Source organism: Aestuariimicrobium sp. G57, from assembly GCF_050110855.1.
Classification (GTDB): Bacteria; Actinomycetota; Actinomycetes; order Propionibacteriales; family Propionibacteriaceae; genus Aestuariimicrobium.
Map to the genome: position 1 here is coordinate 399,789 of NZ_JBNINW010000002.1, position 16,191 is coordinate 415,979.

A 16,191-nucleotide genomic window follows, 5' to 3' on the forward strand; every position below is an offset into this window, starting at 1 on the left:
GCCCGTACGCTGGAAGGCATGCAAACGCGCAGACTTGAGGTGAGCTACGCGCTGCAGCGCCGGGCCACGCTCGAGGCGCTGCGGCGTCCGGGGCGTGCCCTGAATGTCGACGACCCGTGTGATGCCGAGCCATTGCTCGTCAGCTCTGCGAAGCACCACGGTGAACCCAGCGACGTCGAGTGCCCCATCTGCGCCTCGGACGCCATGATGGTGCTGCACTACGTCTTCGGTGACCAGCTGGGGCAGTTCTCGGGGCGCATCAAGTCCCGCGAAGAGCTCGACGAGATGGAGACCCAGTTCGGCGAGTTCACCGTGCGGGTGGTCGAGGTGTGCCCCGACTGCCGCTGGAACCACATGATCACCGCCTTCGTGCTCGGTGATGGCAAGAAGCGCCGCCCGCCGCGGCGCCAGCAAACTGTTGAGGACCTGTATGGCTGACCCGAAGCGCATGGCTGACCCGAAGCGCGGCATGACCGCCAAGGATGCAACCCGGAAGCGCGGCGCCAAGGGCCCGGCCCGCAAGCAGTCGAAGGCCTGGAAGATCATCGGCCGCAGCTTCGCCGTGCTCGGCATCCTCGTGCTGGTGATGGCACTGGCCACCACCATCGCCGCCATCGTGTTCTACCAGCGCACCACGCTGCCCGACCCGAACAAGGACTTCTCGACCAACACGACGTTCATCCATTACAACGACGGCACCACCAAGATGGGCAACTTCGCGGTGCAGAACCGCCAGACGGTGCCGTACGACCAGATGAACCAGAACATCAAGGACGCCGTGATCGCGGCCGAGAACCGATCCTTCTGGACCGACCGCGGCATTTCACCCAGCGGCATCGCCCGCTCGGCGCTGTCGATCATCCGCGGCGGTGAGATCACCGGCGGCGGGTCGACCATCACCCAGCAGTACATCAAGATCTATTACCTCACCAGCGACCGCACCATGACGCGCAAGCTGCGTGAACTGGCGCTGGCCGTGAAGATGAACCGCGAGGTCGGCAAAGAGGACATCCTGCGCGACTACCTCAACACCATCTATTTCGGTCGCGGCGCCTACGGCATCCAGGCCGCCGCCCGGGCCTACTTCCTCGTCGACGCCAAAGACCTGACCGTCGAGCAGTCGGCCGTGCTCGCCTCAGTGCTGAACAACCCGAGCCTGTTCGACCCGTCCGAGGGCGAGAAGAACGCCGGACGCCTGCTCGACCGCTACCGCTACGTGCTCGACGGCATGCTCGAGATGGGCACGATCACCCAGGCCGAACACACCAAGGCCTATGCGGCGCTGCCGACGTTCCCCGACATCCCGCTGAACAATCGCTACGCCGGTCCGCAGGGCTTCTTGATGAAGTTGGTGCGCGACGAACTGCTCAACCGGGGCTTCACCGACGCACAGATCAACGGCGGGGGACTGCAGGTCACCACCACCTTTGACAAGAAGCTGCAGGACGCCGCCGTCACCGCGGCCCAGCAGTACACGAAGACGGCCGCCGACAGCGCCCGCCCCAAGCAGGACGCCTCGAAGCTGCACGTCGCCATCAGCTCGGTCGATGCCACCAACGGTGAGGTGCTGGCGCTCTATGGCGGGGCCGACTACCTGAAGAACAGTCGCAACTGGGCCACCACGGCACGCCCGGCGGCGTCGACGTTCAAGGCCTATGCCGCTGTCGCCGGACTGCGTGACGGGTTCAGCCTGCGCAGCACGTTCAACGGCAACACGTTCACCCCCGACGGTGACACGTCCACAGTGCGCAATGAGTTCAGCCACCAGTACGGTGATGCCGTGAGCCTGCTGCGTGCCACGGAACAGTCGATCAACACCGCGTTCGTCGACATGACCCAGCAGATGGACGACGGCCCGACCCAGGTCATCAAGGCCGCCAACGACGCCGGTGTGCCCACCGGCGCCGGCTGGGACCTCAACAACCGCATCTCGCTCGGCACCGCCGAGGTCAGCCCGCTCGACAATGCCATCGGTTTCGCCACCTTCGTCAACGAGGGCAAGCGGTCGACCGCGCACGTGATCAAGCAGGTCAAGGACGCACAGGGCAACGTCGTCTACACCGCCAACACCACCCCCACCCAGGCCATCGAGCCCGACATCGCTGCCGACGTCACCCACGCGCTGAAGTCGGTGGTCGACCAGGGCACCGGCGGCGCCGTGCGCAACCTGGGCCACGACATCGCCGGCAAGACCGGCACCTCGGGTGTGGGCGATGCGATCACCTCGGCCTGGTTCGTGGCCGCCACCCGGCAGATCTCGACGTCGGTGATGTACGTCGCCGGCGACCAGGGCACTGGTGACCTCGACCCGTACAAGCGGCCCGGTGACGGCACGTTCTATGGCGGCACCTACCCGGCGCAGACCTGGGCGGCCTACATGAAGGTCGCGCTCGAGGGCCGCGAGAACCAGCCGTTCGCCGAGCCGGTGTTCGTGAACTCGAACAAGACCTCGTCCCAGACGCCCACCGCGATCCAGTCGACGCCGAGTGCGCAGCCCTCGAGCACAGCGCCCTCGACCAGCGCCGCACCGTCGACCAGTCAGGCCCCGTCCAGCGCCCAGACGACCTCACAGGCACCGACGATGACCGCCACCCAGACGTCTGAGGCACAAACCACGGCAGCCGAAACCTCAGCCCCGCCGGCGTCCGAGACCACCCGCACCGGACCACCGGGCCGACCGACCGACCTGTTGCCCTCCGAGATACCCACGGGGGCCAATACATGAGCCTGCGGGTGGATCCGGGTCGCATCGGCGGCCCGACCGGTCGTCATGCGCGCAGGCAGGGGATGTTCTTCGACCCTGCCCCGTGGCTGATCCTGGTCGCCACCCTTGTCTGGGCCCTCAAGATGGGCCACCAGTCGTTCTGCCAGCAGAGCCAGGTCGACGCACCCGTCAAGACCATGATGCGCATGTGCTATTCGGACGTGCCCATCGTGTGGCAGTCCAACGGCCTCGGCACGGGCGCCGCGGCCGCGGGCGGCACGATCCCGCAGACCCCGGTCGTGGCCGCCATCATCGACATCGGCCGCGCCATCACCGGGCTGTTCACCCCCGTCACCCCGACGGCTTCACCGCAGCAGGTGCTCGACTCGGGCAATGTGTTCATGGTCGTCAACGCCGTCGTGCTGTCCTGCTTCTTCCTGGCCTGGGTCATCGCGCACATGGTGATGGGCCGCGGTTCAACCGTCGGCATCGCCCGCGACGCGACCGGTCGGCTCACGGCCGCCCCCCGCCGCAGCTGGGACGGTGCCTACATCGCCACCTCGATCGGCATCTTCACCTGCGCGCTGCTGAACTGGGACCTGGTCGCCCCTGCGCTCACCGCGCTCGCGCTGATGGCCTGGTCGACCGGACGACCTGTGCTCGCGGGCGTGCTCACCGGACTGGCGCTCGGCGCGGGCATTGCCCCGGCGGTGCTGGTGGTCGCCATCACGGTGCTCTGCGTGCGGGCCGGCCTGCTCGACGTGCTCGCCCGCTACATCATCGCCACCGGAGCGGCCCTGGCAGCCATTTCCGTCGCCGCCCTGGCACTGAACCCCGAGTCGCTGCGCCGGTCGTACCTCGCGCTGCTCGACCCCCAGGTGGGCTACGGCTCGTTCTGGTGGATCCTGCAGGAGCAGGGTTGGACGCTCGGCGCCGAACCTGCGCTGTCGAAGCTGCTGGTCGCCGCCGCCATGGGTGGGGTGGTGCTGCTGGCCTTCCAGGCACCGGCCCGTCCCCGGGTGGCGCAGGTCGCGGCGCTGCTGGTGCTCGTCGGGCTGGTGCTGGCCCCCACCTACAGCCCCCAGTACGTGCTGTGGGCGGTCGGCTTCGTGGCGCTGGCCCGTCCGAGACTGCGCGACTGGGCCCTGTGGAGCCTGACCGAAGCGCTGTACTGGGCCGCCGTCTGGGGCCACCTGCAGGGCAACCTGCGCCTGGGCGTCAACGACGACGGCGCCTACCCTCTGGCCATCATCGTGCGGCTGCTGGGCGCAGGCTGGATGATCTGGAAGATCGCCGACGACATGCTGCACCCCTGGGACGACGAGGTGCGCGTCGGCATGGTGGACGACCCGCAGGGCGGCCCGCTCGACTACGCCCCCGACGCGTCCTGGATGAAGAACCCGCCGCCGGCGGTCGTGGCCCGGGACGAGACGCCCGAGCCCGGCACGCAGCCCGTCGCACCACCGAGCCCGTCGACCAGCCGCCGATGAGTGTGCGGGCAGCGGGTATGCGGGCAGCGACGGCGGCCCGCGGCCGCCGCATGGGCACGTCGGCCGAGGCGAAACTCGTCGTCGCGCTGGTCTGGGCGGCGACCCGGGTCGGACTGGTCATCGTGTTGCTGTGGTCGCTGCTGCGCGGCAGCTTCACGCTCACCGAGGCCCTGTCGGGGTGGGACGCCGAGCACTACATCCGGCTCGCCGACCACGGGTATTCCGGCCTGAACGACTGGGCATTCTTCCCCGGGCTGCCATTGGTGCTGCGCGGGGCGTCCGCGATCGGCATCGCACCCCCGGTCGCCGGGGCGCTGCTGTCGCTGGTCAGCTCGGCGTTCGCCGCAGCAGCGCTGTACCGGCTGGGCAGCCAGGGCTGGGGCTGGGGCAAGAAGCACCAGCCGGTGGCCGGGGCCATCGCTGCGAGCGCCTGGCTGCTCGCCCCGACCACGGTGTTCACCACCGTCGCCTATACCGAGGCACCCTTCTGTGCAGCCGCGTTCTGGGCCTGGGAACGCGCCCGCGCCGGCAAGTGGCCTGCCGCCGCCGTGCTCGCGGCGTGTGCGTGCACGCTGCGGGTCTCGGGCCTGTTCCTGATCGCCGCGCTGTGCGTGCTGGCCATTGTGGGCAATGACCGCGACGACCAGTTGCACCGCTCGAAGCGGGCGACGGACTGGCGCTCCCGGGTCGGCAACGCCGCCTGGCTGGTCATCCCCGCCGCCGCGCTGCTCGCCTACCCGGCCTGGCTGTACACCCAGACCGGGTCGTGGCTGACCTGGTTCGAGGCGCAACAAGTGGGCTGGTCGCGCCAGTTCACCCCTCCGCTCGAGGCATTGCAACGCACCCTCGACGCGGCCGTACCGTCCGCATGGCCCGATCGTCCACGGGTGGCGCTCATCTTCGCCGCCGAGGTCATCTCGATGGCCGTGGGCGTGTCGGTCACGCTCGTCTGCCTGGTGCGCCGCCGCTGGGCCGAGGCGACGTGGGTGGGTCTGCAGGTGGTCGCCCTGGGCACCAGCTACTGGTACATGTCGATCAACCGGGCGGTGCTGCTGTGGTTCCCGCTGTTCCTCGCCATCGGGGCGGTGCTGGGCCAGCCGTTCCAACGCCGGACGGGGCCCTGGCGGGTGCCGGTCGCGATGCTGATCGGGGTGCTCGCGGCGATCTCTGCGCTGGTCGCGGCCGGGTGGGCCTGGTTGCTGTACACGTGGCAGTGGGCATCATGACGGGACGGGAGCCATGACCGCAGTACGAAACCTCGCCGGCTGGGCGCTGCTGCCAGCGCTGGTGGTGATGCAGTTCTTCGACCTGCGCCGCGGGCTCGTGGGGCCGGACTGGACGTGGAGCGCCTTCCTGGTCGGCTATGCCCTGGTCGTCGTGGCCGGGTTGCCCCTGGTCTGGTCACGCCTGCGCGAGGTCGGTCGTCCGGGTTGGGTCGCCATCGGGGCATTCACGGCGGTGCTGGCGTATGCGGCGGTCTCTGCCGTCGTCAGCGGCCAGTCGTTGGTGACCTCGAGGACGAGCCCCGCCGTGGTGCCACCCGACACGTTCACGGGCCCGCTGCTGGTGCACCGGTTGGTGCCGCTGGCGACGGCCTGGCTGACGATGGCGGCCGCTGTCGTGGCTGTGCTGCTGGTGCCGGCCGGGCAGCGGTTGGCGCGGCTGTGGTGGGCGGCGGTGGCGCTGGTGCTGACGTCGCTGGTGGCCTGGCCGCGGGCGGTGCTGGTGCACGACTCGCCGCGGCTGGCCACAGGCATGGGCGGGTCGGCGACGATCCACCTGGTCTTTCTGCTGTGCGCCGGGGTGTTCATGGGCGCGGCGATGGCGGGGCACCGGGTGCGCTGGTCGCTGGTCGGGGCAACCTCGTCGGTGCTGTGCGTGGTGCTGACCGGTTCACGGGCCGGGGTGCTGACGCTGGCGGTGTTCGTCGTGGTGGTGCTGGCCTGGCTCGGTGGCCGCATCAACCGCCGGCTGGCGGGGCTCGTGCTCGCCGGGGTGGTGCTGGTCGGGGCCGCGGTGGTGGCGTTCGTGCCGGCGGCCCGGCATGTGCTGGTCTTCGGCGATGAACTGCGCCAGCGCAACCTGGCGACGGCATGGTCGGTGTTCACCGAATCGCCGACGAATGTGCTGGTCGGGGTGGGTTCTGGTCGGCTGTGGCCGTGGTACTCGTTCGACGCCCGCTGGTATGTGGTGCCGTGGCGCGGCGAGGTCGGCTCATCGGCCGGGGTGGTGCTGACCAACCCGCACTCGGTGCTGCTGGGGGTCGGGGTTGAGCTTGGCATGGTCGGGCTGGCGATGGTCGGCGTGCTGGTGGCGGTGCTGGTGTGGCGGGCGGTGCAGGTGTGGCGCCGCCCCGTTGACGGGGCGAGCGCCTCGTTGCTGCCGGGGGACAGCTGGCGCGATGGCATCGTCCTCGCCCTGGCGGCTGGACTGGTGGCGTTCGCGTTCGACTTCTACCTGTTCAAGAACTTCGCGGTCAGCTTCTGGTGGTGGGTGTGCTTCGCGGCGGTGTTCAGTCGGGCACCATCCCCGAGCGAGCGTTAACCCCCCGCGGTTGCCCTTCATCACCACCGGCGGTATGTTTCGTCCACGTTGACACCTTGGTGTGCGCGTGACACGGTTGTGCGGGTGTCGGGGTGTTCCCAAGGGTGTCGGCGTGCACCGAGGGGGGTGGCCGCGAACCACCCAACCCCAGCCTCAGTCGTGGGGGCTGGACGAGGGCATTTGCCGAGCCGCTTCATCACCACCGGCGGCATGTTTCGTCCACGTTGACACCTTTGTGTGCGCGTTGACACGGTTGTGCGGGTGTCGGGGTGTTCCCAAGGGTGTCGGCGTGCACCGAGGGGGGTGGTGGGGTCGCGAACCACCCAACCCCAGCCTCAGTCGTGGCGGCGTGCCCGCACGTCGACCTCACCCAGCACCCGCGCCACCTCACGCACCCGCGCAGCCCACGAGTGGTCGTCCCTGACCGCCAGCACCTTGTCGCGGGCCCGGCTGACCAGCTGCGGGTGCGCCACGAGCTCGCGCAACAGTTCGGCGAAGGCCTCGCGGCGATAGGGCACGGTCCAGCCGACGCCGTTCTCGGCGACGAACCGGCCCGCGAGCGACCCCTCGCTGGCGATCATCGGCAGCCCGTGGCCCAGGTATTCATAGACCTTCAGCGGCGCGGCGAAGTTCCAGTACTCCTGCGGTTCGGTCGCGACCACCCCGATGTTGGCCGCCGCGAAGTACTTAGCCGTGCCCGGGCCATTCTCGTGCACCACGGTGATGCTGTCGTCCAACCATTCGGCGTAGTCAGCACGCGAGTTCGCCCACTCGTCCGGGCGGGTGCACAGGGTGAACTGCACCGGCGGCACGGCGTGCACCCCCGCCATGAACTCATGCATGCGGTAGTTCTGCTTGGTGCCGCCCACATAGAACAGCCGCACCGGGGCGGGCGTGGGTTCGGGGTCGGGGGCACCGCCCTCGTGGCCGGGCGGCAGCGCCGAGACCGGCACCTGGCGGGGCAGCGGCACATAGGCCGCCATCTCGGTGCTCGGCAGAAACAGGTGGTCGAGCGTGCGGCCATAGGCGGCCAGGTCAACGTTGTAGAACAGCTTGGCCCCGAGGCGTTTCGGCAGCGTCGTGCCGGCCTTGTACATCGGGAACCGCCAGTGGATGTCGCGGTAGAACAGCCCCACCGGCACATGGTGCCCCCGCAGCTGGTGGAAGAAGCTGAAGTCGAGCAGCGGGTGGGTGGGCAGGTGGTGCGACTCGGTGAGCGCGGTCGGCATCGTCGAACTTTCCGAATAGCAGAACTCGAAGCGCCTGCCCGCGCGGATGTCGTGCATTACCTGCCCGATCGCCTCACGGCGCTGGGCCGCGTCACCGGCGACCACCGCCACGTCGTACTGCTCTTCGAACGCCCGCAACATCTTCACCGGACGCACGCCGCCCCCGGTGGGGTTGCTGAACTGCAGCGCGTAGGGCACGTGGTAGATGACGCTCGCCTTGGTCATGGGTGGGAGTCTAGGGCGGCGGCGCGTCCGCTCGGTATTCTCGGCACATGCCACGCGCCGTCGTCCTGCTGACCAACGTCTTCCCGTTCCACAAGGGCGAGGAGTTCCTCGAGAACGAGATCGGCCACCTCGCCGCCGGTTTCGACCGCGTCGTCATCGTCGCCACGCAGGTGCCCGCCGACGCGTCCCAGACCCGGACGGTGCCCGACAACTGCACGGTGCTGCGCGCGGGGGGCCCGCGGCCCACCGGGCTGGCGGCGGCGACGACCGTGGCCCGGGGTGCGCTGCACGTGCTGCGCCGCGGCCCCGGCGGGGCACCGCTGCACCCGGGCAAGGTCGCCACCGAATCGCTGTTCGAGGGCCGCGCCCAGCAGTCGATGCGTGAGCTGGCCCCACAGCTCGACGCGCTGGGGCTGGGCAGCTTCGAGCAGGTCGTCGTGTACTCCTACTGGTTGCATGTGACGGCACGCGTGGGCATGCTGCTCGCCGATGAACTGCGCCGCCGCGGTGTCGCCGTGGGCAAGCTCGTCAGCCGTGCCCACCGCTACGACCTGTACCCCGAGGAATCCCCGTTCGGCCACGTACCCGAGCGGGGCCTGCTGCTGGGTGCCTATGACGAGGTGCACCCGGTCTCGGACCACGGCACGGCCCTGCTGCAGCGCACCTGGCCGCGGTTCGCCCCCAAGGTCACCACCCGCCGGTTGGGCACCCGCGACCCCGGCGCACCGGTCGAGTGCCGCCAGCAGCCCGCGCGCGTGGTGTCGTGCTCGTTCGTGGTGCCGGTCAAGCGGGTCGACCGCATCCCGGGGATTCTCGCGGGCCTCGAGGGCGGGGTGGCCTGGACACACTATGGCTCGGCGGGTCAGGGCTCGGCGGGTCAGGGTTCGGCGGGTCAGGGCACCGGTGACCTGCTCGACCAGGTGCGCACCGAGGCCGAGCAGACCCTCGGCCCGGGGCATGCCGACCTGCCGGGCTATGTCGCCAATGCCGAACTGGCCGACCGCTACCGCGAGCTGCGGCCGGTGGCATTCCTCAACGTCTCCGAATCCGAGGGCGTGCCGGTCTCGATCATGGAGGTCATCGCCCTGGGCATTCCGGTGGTGGCGACGGACGTCGGTGGGGTCGGCGAGATCGTGATCGACGGCGTCAACGGCTACCTGCTGCCCAAGGATTTCGAGGACGCGCAAGCGGCATCGGCACTGAATGCGCTGGTCACGGCCCCGCCCGAACGCTATGCCGAGATCTGCCGCGCCGCTCGCGCCAGGTGGGAAGAGGCGTTCAACGAGGCCGTCGTCTACCCGGCCTTCGTCCAGGAGCTCACCAGGCCGCCGCTTCTGCCTCGTCCTCATCAGCTGACCGACCGAAACCACGGTCGTACTGCCAGCTGACCAGCAGGGCCAGCCCGACGAAGACGACCAGCAGCCCGAACATCGACCAGGCCACCCAGTTCATGGTGGCGAGAAGGTCTTGTGGCAGCACCCAGATCAGCGTCAGCGGCACCACGCAATAGGCGATCGAGAACAGCAGCATCGTGAACTGCCGCTTGACCACGACGAACACCGTGCTGATCGGCGACGTGATGAAGTTCAGGTAGAGCCAGGGCACCAGCACGCGGGCGATGTCGCCGGCCAGCTGCCACTGGCTGCCCAGCACGAACGGCAGGATCCACGGCGACAGCCACCAGATCAGCGCGAACGGGATGATGCCGACGACCGCTGACCGCAGCACCGCCCGCCACACGATCGAGGTCATCTGCCCGCGCCTGACCGTGGCCAACCGCTGGAAGAACACCTGCGAGACCGCGGCATTGATCAGACCCATCGGGGCCTGCAGCAGCCGCCAGGCCATGCCGAACTGGCCCACCGGTCCACCGGCATACCGGGCTGCGATCAAGAAGTTGATGCCGTTCAGCCGCACCGCATCGACCAGCGCATTGGGGCCGTTGAGGGCGGGCATCTTCCAGTAGCGACGGGCAAGCGCACCCTTGGATGCCGGCGCGGCCGTGTCGGGGTCGAACCGGTACTGGCCACGGGTGTTGCGCATCAGGTTGACAAGCGAGGCCAGGTAGCCGGCGACGGTGGCCAGCACCAGTCCCGAGACACCCATGCCGACCAGGCCGGTGCCGATCTGCAGGCCCGAGACGGCGCCCGACTGGTAGATCTTGTTCTGCGCCACCTGGCGGAAGTTCTTGGTGCGGGTCAGCCAGTACGACATCACGCCCAGCTGGGTGACCAGCCACACGATCGGCCCGACCGCATAGAGCCAGTTGCGCAGCGAGCGTTCGATCGCGGGGGCATTCGGGTCGGACTGGTCGGTGAGCAGATGGGCGAACGTCGGGCCGAGCCAGACCATCACCACGATCGTGACCAGGCTGACGACGACGTTGATCCAGGTGCTCAGCCGCAGCAGCTGCCGGGCGTCGTTGTCGCTGCGTGGCAACACGATGGCCAGCTCGTAGCGGCCGGCGGCGATGGGCACCACCGTCGAGACGGCCGACATGATGAGCACGTAGACACCGAACTCGATGGGCGTGAACAACCGCGCGACAAAGATCATGGCCACGAACTGCAACACCTGCGCCGACGCGGTGCCGGTCATCAGGGTCAGCACATGCTTCAGGAACTCCTGGCCCGACAGCTTCTGGCGCAGCTTCGCCATCAACCCGGACGACGCGGGCGCCTCGTGGGCCGGGGCCGCAGCGGCGGGCGCGTCCTCGGTGGGGTCGGGGGCCACCTCAGGGCGCGGATCGTCACTCACAACGCACCATGCTACGTGGTCGCGCCGCGTGACAGCCCGGCGGCGCGGGCACCCGCGGGCGCGGCACTGGCAGACTGGCCCCATGCGCCTACTCGTGCTCACCCGGGCCTTTCCGTACCCACCCGGCGAGCAGTTCGTCGCGCCCGAGGCCGCCCACTGGGCGGGGCCCGGACGACGCGTCACCGTCATGCCCTGGGCTGCTGCCGGCGAGCCGGTCGGGGTGGACGAGCGCATCACCGTCGACCTGACGCTGGCCCGGGCCACCAGCCGCCAACGGACCCTCGCGACGGCGAAAGCGCTGGTCAGCCCGTGGTTGTTCCGCGACCTGCGCTGGTTGCGGTCGCAGCGCCGACTGAACCGCGCCACCGCCACCGAGGCGCTGCAGGCCACCCGCAATGCGCTGTTGGTGCGCGACCTGCTGCTCGACGACGCCCGCCGCCACGGCCGCATCGATGTGGTCTACAGCTACTGGTTCGACGTCTGGACCCTCGGCGCACTGCTCGCCACACGTGCCGACCCGGCCGCGGTGGGCCATGTCGCCACCCGCGTGCACGGTTATGACCTGCACGAGTCGCGCCACGCTGCCGGGTTCCATGGGCTGAAGCGACAGCTCGCGGGCGACCTCGACCTGCTGCTGCCCGTCTCGGTCAGCGGGGGACAGGTCGCCGTCAAGACCTTCGGCGTACCGGCCGGGGTGGTGCACCACGCCCCGCTGGGTACGCCGATCCCGGCACAGCGGGCCGCGACGTCGGCGCCCGGCCACGTGGCCATCCTCAGCGTCGCCAGCGCCCTGCCCGTCAAACGCATCGACCGTCTGGTCGACGCCGCCCGCCTGCTCGCCGAGTCTCGCCCCGACCTTCAGGTCTCGTGGACGCACCTGGGTGGCGGCACGCTGCTGCCCGAGCTGCGGGCCAGGGCCGCGCAGGGCACCCCGCCGGCCAACCTCACGGTCACCTGGGCCGGGCAGGTCAGCCCCGACGAGGTCACTGCGCATCTGGCCGGCCAACCGGTCGACGTGTTCGTCAACACCTCAGAATCAGAGGGCGTGCCGGTCTCGATCATGGAGGCCATGGCCCACGGCGTGCCGGCCCTCGCCCCGCGGGTGGGGGCCATCGACGAGCTCGTGCCCGCCCAGGGCCCGGGCGGTGCGTTGCTGGGGTCGTCCCCGACGCCGCACGAGATCGCCGAAACCCTCGCTGACTGGGCCGAACGCGCCAAGCTGCGGGCCGAAAGGGAGGCGGCGCATATGATCGTGGCCGACCGATACGACGCCGACGCGAACGCGGTGCAGGTGGTTGACCTGCTCGCCGCGCTGGCCGAACCCAGGAGCCACGCGTGAGCCAGACCGAGCAGGCGCCAGCACGGCAGGGACTGGCCGAACGCTGGTTCGGCACGGCCACCCCGGTGAGGTTCACGCGGCGCACCCGGTCGGCCGCATTCCTGCTGTGGGTGGTGGCGGTCTTCCTGATCCTGCGGCTGCCGCTGAGCGTGGTGCTCGCGGGGCTGCTGCCGCTCGTCGTGCTGGTCTGGGACGGCATCCGCTGGCCCCGCCCGCAGACGGCGCTGCTGTGGCTGTTCCTGCTGACGAGCCTGGTCACCTCGACCTATGCCTGGCTGACCAATCCGGGTGTGCCGGTGGTCAACAACGCCACCATCATGGCCGTGCTCATCGTGATGACCGCGGCGATCACCTGCACCAGCGCCACCCGCGACGCGCTGCGGTTCTTCATGAACGGCATCCTGTTCGGGCTGTGGGCCTGCCTGCTGAGCGGCATCTTCGAGGTGATCAGCGGCGTCAAGCTGCTGCCGTTGATCTATCCCGATGCCAATACCGCCGCCGCCGTGGCCGGCAACCGGTTCATCGTGGCCGGGTTCTTTCCCAATTACAACGACTTCTCGGTGGCCATGGCCATCTTCGGGGTGCTGCTGACGGCACAGCTGCTGCTCGGCGCCCGCGTGGGCCCGCTGGTCAAGATCGCCCGCATCGGTGCCCTGCTGGCGCTGACGTTCTTCATCGTCGTCATCGGCTCACGCGGTGCCCTGATCGGGCTCGGGCTGGGCATGGTGCTGGTGGCGCTGACCGCGGCCCGGCTGCGTCGGCGCCGGTTGCTGTCGGTGCCGAACATGCTGGTGCTGTTGCTGTGTGTGCTGGCGGCGGGCATGTTCTTCATGGCCACCCCGTTCGTGCAGGACAGCTCGACGGCGCTGCGCGGCGACATCATCGGCAACACCATCCAGATGCTGCTCGACGACCCGCACCGGCTGTGGGCGGGCTGGAGCAACATGGTGCTTTTCCGCGAGGACGCGGCGCTGCTCTATGAAGAGATGCTGATGGACCCGCACAACCTGCTGCTCGAACTGGTCACCATGTATGGCCTGCCGGCGATGATCACTTATGTGCTGGTCTGGGCCTATGTGCTCTATCGCGGGGTGTGGCAGCTGCGCATCACCGCCGGTTGGCGCGAGGTTTCGGCTGTGTGCATCACCGTGCTGATGCCGGTGCTGGGCATCGTGCCGAGTTCGACGCTGCGCTACTACTGGGTGCACATGTTCCTGGCGGCTGCGTTCGCGGCGCTGCAGATGCAGGCCAAGCGGCGCCGGACGATCATCGCCCGGGCTGGGGCGCCGTCCACCCCCTGACGCCCGTCCGGGATTGCCGCCCGGCGGCAGGTTTGCCCCTTGGCGGGAACTTTGCCGCCCGGCGCCGCGCGGCAAACTTCCCGCCGGCAGGCAAACTTCCCGCCGGCAGGCAATCTTCCCGCCGGCAGGCAATCTTCCCGGCTCAGCCCTGAACTGCCGCCGCCCGCCGCTGGCGGCGTCCCACGGTCAGGTCAAGCGCAACCGCGGTCAGGAAGCCCAGCGCCAGCGCACCCACGACCGAGACGGCCAGCAGTTCGGGCGTGGTCGACGGCTCGGGCTGCAGCGGACCCTGCTGCACATAGATCGCCTTGGCGGCCAGCGCCACGCCACCGTCGGTGCCGGCCGACTTCGGCGCCTCGGTCACGAACGAGTCGGTGATCGCCTTCACCCGGGCCAACGCCTCATCGGACGAGGCACCCGTGACGTCGAGGTTGATGATCAGCGAGTTGCTGGGCCAGCCCACCTTGACGTCGGCCCCGAGCTTCGACCCGGTCAACTTGCCGGACGGGTCGAGCACCTTGGCGGCGGGGTCGAGCACCAGCGGCGCATTCGCCAACTGGGAATAGCTGCGCGCCACCATCGGCAGCATCGCCGCCTGCTGGGTCGCCTCGGCCTCGGACTGCACCTCGCCGGGCACCAGCGCGATGGTCGAGCGGGCGACATAGGTGTCGGGACGCGTGAACGCGAACACGCTGCCAGCCGCGAGCACGACCGCGGCGACGATGACCGCCGGCAGCAGGTAGCGCTTCAGCGAAATGACGTAGCCGACCACGTCGAGGGCCTTGTCGTCCTCGTACAGGGTCTCGACGGCAGACGTCTGGGTGCGGGTCACCTGGCTGGCGGCAGTGGTCTCAGTCACGCGCCCATCGTAGATGCTGTTCGCCCGGGGGGTGGGTACGGCGGGTCTCGTGAGGCGCTGATTGGCCCGGCAATTTGTTGTCACCGTACGCTGGAGTTCATGCCCTCACGTCCATCCGCGACCCAGCGCGCCTCGTCGCGCCCGGTCACAGGCAGGACGAGGCTGGCCCGCGGCTTTCAACACAGCAGCCGGCTCGCGCAGGCAATCACCTGGTACGGCTGGGCCTACATCATCTGGATCGGCGTCATGTCGGTCGTCAACTTCGAGGCCCCGGTGCGGGGTCTTGGCTACGTCACCGCCTTCACGATCGCCTCGATCGCGTTCGTGGTGGTCGGCGTCGTGCTCATGGTGCTGCGCTACCGCGAGGGCCGTCAGCTCGCCGACCTGCCCGTGCCTCCCGAACAGCAGACGGCGGCGGTGCCCAGCCGCGGCCCGTGGGCCGACGAGCAGCGCTCCCGGCAGCTGACCGGCCTGTCACTGCGCGGTGTGCGCCCCGGGCGGTTCGTGCCACGACAGTTCGGCCGGCTCTCGGCGGTGGCGTGGGCCTGCATTGCCGCGGTCACCGTGCTGTTCGGCTATGCGATGGCCACCACGTTCTTTCACCGGCAGTTCATCTGGGTGGGTTTCGCCCACGTCGTCACCGACGTGCCCAAGGCGATCATCTGGATCCCGCTGGTCAACGGGCTGTGCGCCGCCTGGGCCGGGTTCGTCGTGATGGCGGTGACCCCACGGCTCGGACGACTGCGCCTGCTCTGGTGGATCTCGTTCGCCCTTGTGCCGATGACCGTGCTGGGCTGGCTGCGCGTCACGATCACCCAGGGCCAGTTCGAGCCGCGCGTCTGGACGCAGCTGGGCGGCGCGGCCGTCTACCCTGGCGCGCTGATGGTCGCCGCGGGCATCGCACTGGCGAGCTTCTTGAGCCATTACCGGCCGCGTGCGTCGATGTACTTGTTCGTGGCGCATGTGGTGCTGCTGCTGGCCACGGGGTCGCGGGGTGGCCTGCTGATGCTGGGCGCGTTCGTGGTGCTGCTGGTCATCCGGCTGAACCGCACCCACACCGGTGCTGGTGAACGCCTGCGCCGGTTGCCGGTGCGGGTCTATGTGCTGGGCGGGTTGGCGGTGCTGGTGGCCGTGTTCACATCGCCGATCCTCGGCAGGTTGGACGAGCGCAGCGCCGGGCGGCTGATGACGTGGCGGGTCGGCATGGGTGCCTGGAATGACAGCCCCGTGCACATGCTCTTCGGGGTCGGTTCGGGCTCGATCTGGCCCTGGTTCGCCTATGAGTCCGGCTGGCAGGCCCACCCGTGGCGCAGCCGGGTGACGGGCCCGTTCGGCTACACGCTGTACCACTCGCACTCGCTCTATCTCGAGGTGCTGGCCGAACTCGGCATCATCGGGCTGTTGCTGCTCGCCGCCGTGGTGTGGCCGATCGCGACCCGCTGGCTGCGGGGTGCCAGCACGGCGAACGTGGTGCTGACCTCGGCCGTGGCGGCATGCCTGGCGGGCATGGCCTTCGACCTGTACGTGTTCAAGAACTTCGGCGTCTCGCTGGTGTGGTGGACGGGCGTGTTCGGTGCGTTGCTCGGCGGCGTCGACCAGAGACCCGGTGTGCTGCGCAGCGGGTGATGCCGGCTTGCACGTCATGGCGCGCGTGTTTGCGCGGTGCGCTGATCGCGGCCAACGCCTGCGTGACAGAATGGCGGGCGTGCCACCTGAACGGGTGCCGCACCCCGTGGACTGGAG

At 69.5% G+C, this 16,191-nt stretch carries 12 protein-coding genes; 9 read left to right on the forward strand and 3 right to left on the reverse strand.

Features of this window, described 5'->3' with window-relative positions; all coding sequences use genetic code 11:
* Positions 1 to 18: 18 nt before the first annotated feature.
* From ACQCX5_RS05880 to ACQCX5_RS05900, 5 genes are read left to right on the forward strand one after another with little or no spacing between them, the layout of a single operon-like run.
* Complete coding sequence (locus ACQCX5_RS05880) at positions 19 to 438, forward strand: DUF5318 family protein (protein WP_434541079.1); 420 nt, start codon at positions 19 to 21, stop codon at positions 436 to 438.
* Positions 439 to 448: 10 nt separating this feature from the next.
* A complete protein-coding gene (locus tag ACQCX5_RS05885) occupies positions 449 to 2,725 on the forward strand; it encodes a transglycosylase domain-containing protein (RefSeq protein ID WP_434541301.1) in 2,277 nt (758 codons plus the stop codon).
* The gene (locus ACQCX5_RS05890; protein WP_434541080.1) at positions 2,722 to 4,194 is read left to right on the forward strand and encodes a hypothetical protein; all 1,473 of its coding nucleotides are present in this window, start codon (positions 2,722 to 2,724) and stop codon (positions 4,192 to 4,194) included. Before ACQCX5_RS05885 ends, ACQCX5_RS05890 begins: the two co-directional genes overlap by 4 nt.
* On the forward strand, positions 4,191 to 5,420 hold the full coding sequence (locus ACQCX5_RS05895; protein ID WP_434541081.1) for a mannosyltransferase family protein: 1,230 nt from the start codon (positions 4,191 to 4,193) through the stop codon (positions 5,418 to 5,420). Before ACQCX5_RS05890 ends, ACQCX5_RS05895 begins: the two co-directional genes overlap by 4 nt.
* A 13-nt stretch (positions 5,421 to 5,433) precedes the next feature.
* Positions 5,434 to 6,738 carry a hypothetical protein gene (locus tag ACQCX5_RS05900; protein ID WP_434541082.1) on the forward strand — a complete coding sequence of 435 codons (1,305 nt, stop codon included), beginning with the start codon at positions 5,434 to 5,436 and terminating at the stop codon, positions 6,736 to 6,738.
* 335 nt (positions 6,739 to 7,073) lie between these two features.
* Here the strand turns inward: ACQCX5_RS05900 and ACQCX5_RS05905 are convergent, their stop codons facing one another.
* Entirely contained in the window at positions 7,074 to 8,192 is a 1,119-nt protein-coding gene (locus ACQCX5_RS05905) for a glycosyltransferase (protein WP_434541083.1), read from the reverse strand.
* Positions 8,193 to 8,239: 47 nt separating this feature from the next.
* Between ACQCX5_RS05905 and ACQCX5_RS05910 the strand changes: the two genes are divergently transcribed.
* Positions 8,240 to 9,580: a glycosyltransferase gene (locus tag ACQCX5_RS05910; protein ID WP_434541084.1), complete on the forward strand. Its 1,341-nt coding sequence runs from the start codon at positions 8,240 to 8,242 to the stop codon at positions 9,578 to 9,580.
* Here the strand turns inward: ACQCX5_RS05910 and ACQCX5_RS05915 are convergent.
* Positions 9,510 to 10,949 (reverse strand): lipopolysaccharide biosynthesis protein, encoded by a 1,440-nt coding sequence (locus ACQCX5_RS05915; protein WP_434541085.1) that lies wholly within the window; start codon positions 10,947 to 10,949, stop codon positions 9,510 to 9,512. The genes ACQCX5_RS05910 and ACQCX5_RS05915 overlap by 71 nt on opposite strands.
* An 82-nt stretch (positions 10,950 to 11,031) precedes the next feature.
* On the opposite strand from ACQCX5_RS05915, the gene ACQCX5_RS05920 reads away from it, so the two are divergent.
* Both ACQCX5_RS05920 and ACQCX5_RS05925 read left to right on the forward strand, forming a co-directional pair.
* On the forward strand, positions 11,032 to 12,288 hold the full coding sequence (locus tag ACQCX5_RS05920; RefSeq protein ID WP_434541086.1) for a glycosyltransferase: 1,257 nt from the start codon (positions 11,032 to 11,034) through the stop codon (positions 12,286 to 12,288).
* Positions 12,285 to 13,589, forward strand: coding sequence for an O-antigen ligase family protein (locus ACQCX5_RS05925; RefSeq protein ID WP_434541087.1), 1,305 nt, complete (start codon positions 12,285 to 12,287; stop codon positions 13,587 to 13,589). Before ACQCX5_RS05920 ends, ACQCX5_RS05925 begins: the two co-directional genes overlap by 4 nt.
* 142 nt (positions 13,590 to 13,731) lie before the next feature.
* Here ACQCX5_RS05925 and ACQCX5_RS05930 read toward each other — a convergent pair whose 3' ends face one another.
* Positions 13,732 to 14,448, reverse strand: a complete 717-nt coding sequence (locus ACQCX5_RS05930) for a hypothetical protein (protein ID WP_434541088.1) — start codon at positions 14,446 to 14,448, stop codon at positions 13,732 to 13,734.
* Positions 14,449 to 14,547: 99 nt separating this feature from the next.
* Here ACQCX5_RS05930 and ACQCX5_RS05935 point away from each other — a divergent pair, with 99 nt between their 5' ends.
* Positions 14,548 to 16,074 (forward strand): O-antigen ligase family protein, encoded by a 1,527-nt coding sequence (locus ACQCX5_RS05935; protein ID WP_434541089.1) that lies wholly within the window; start codon positions 14,548 to 14,550, stop codon positions 16,072 to 16,074.
* The last annotated feature ends 117 nt before the right edge of the window (positions 16,075 to 16,191 follow it).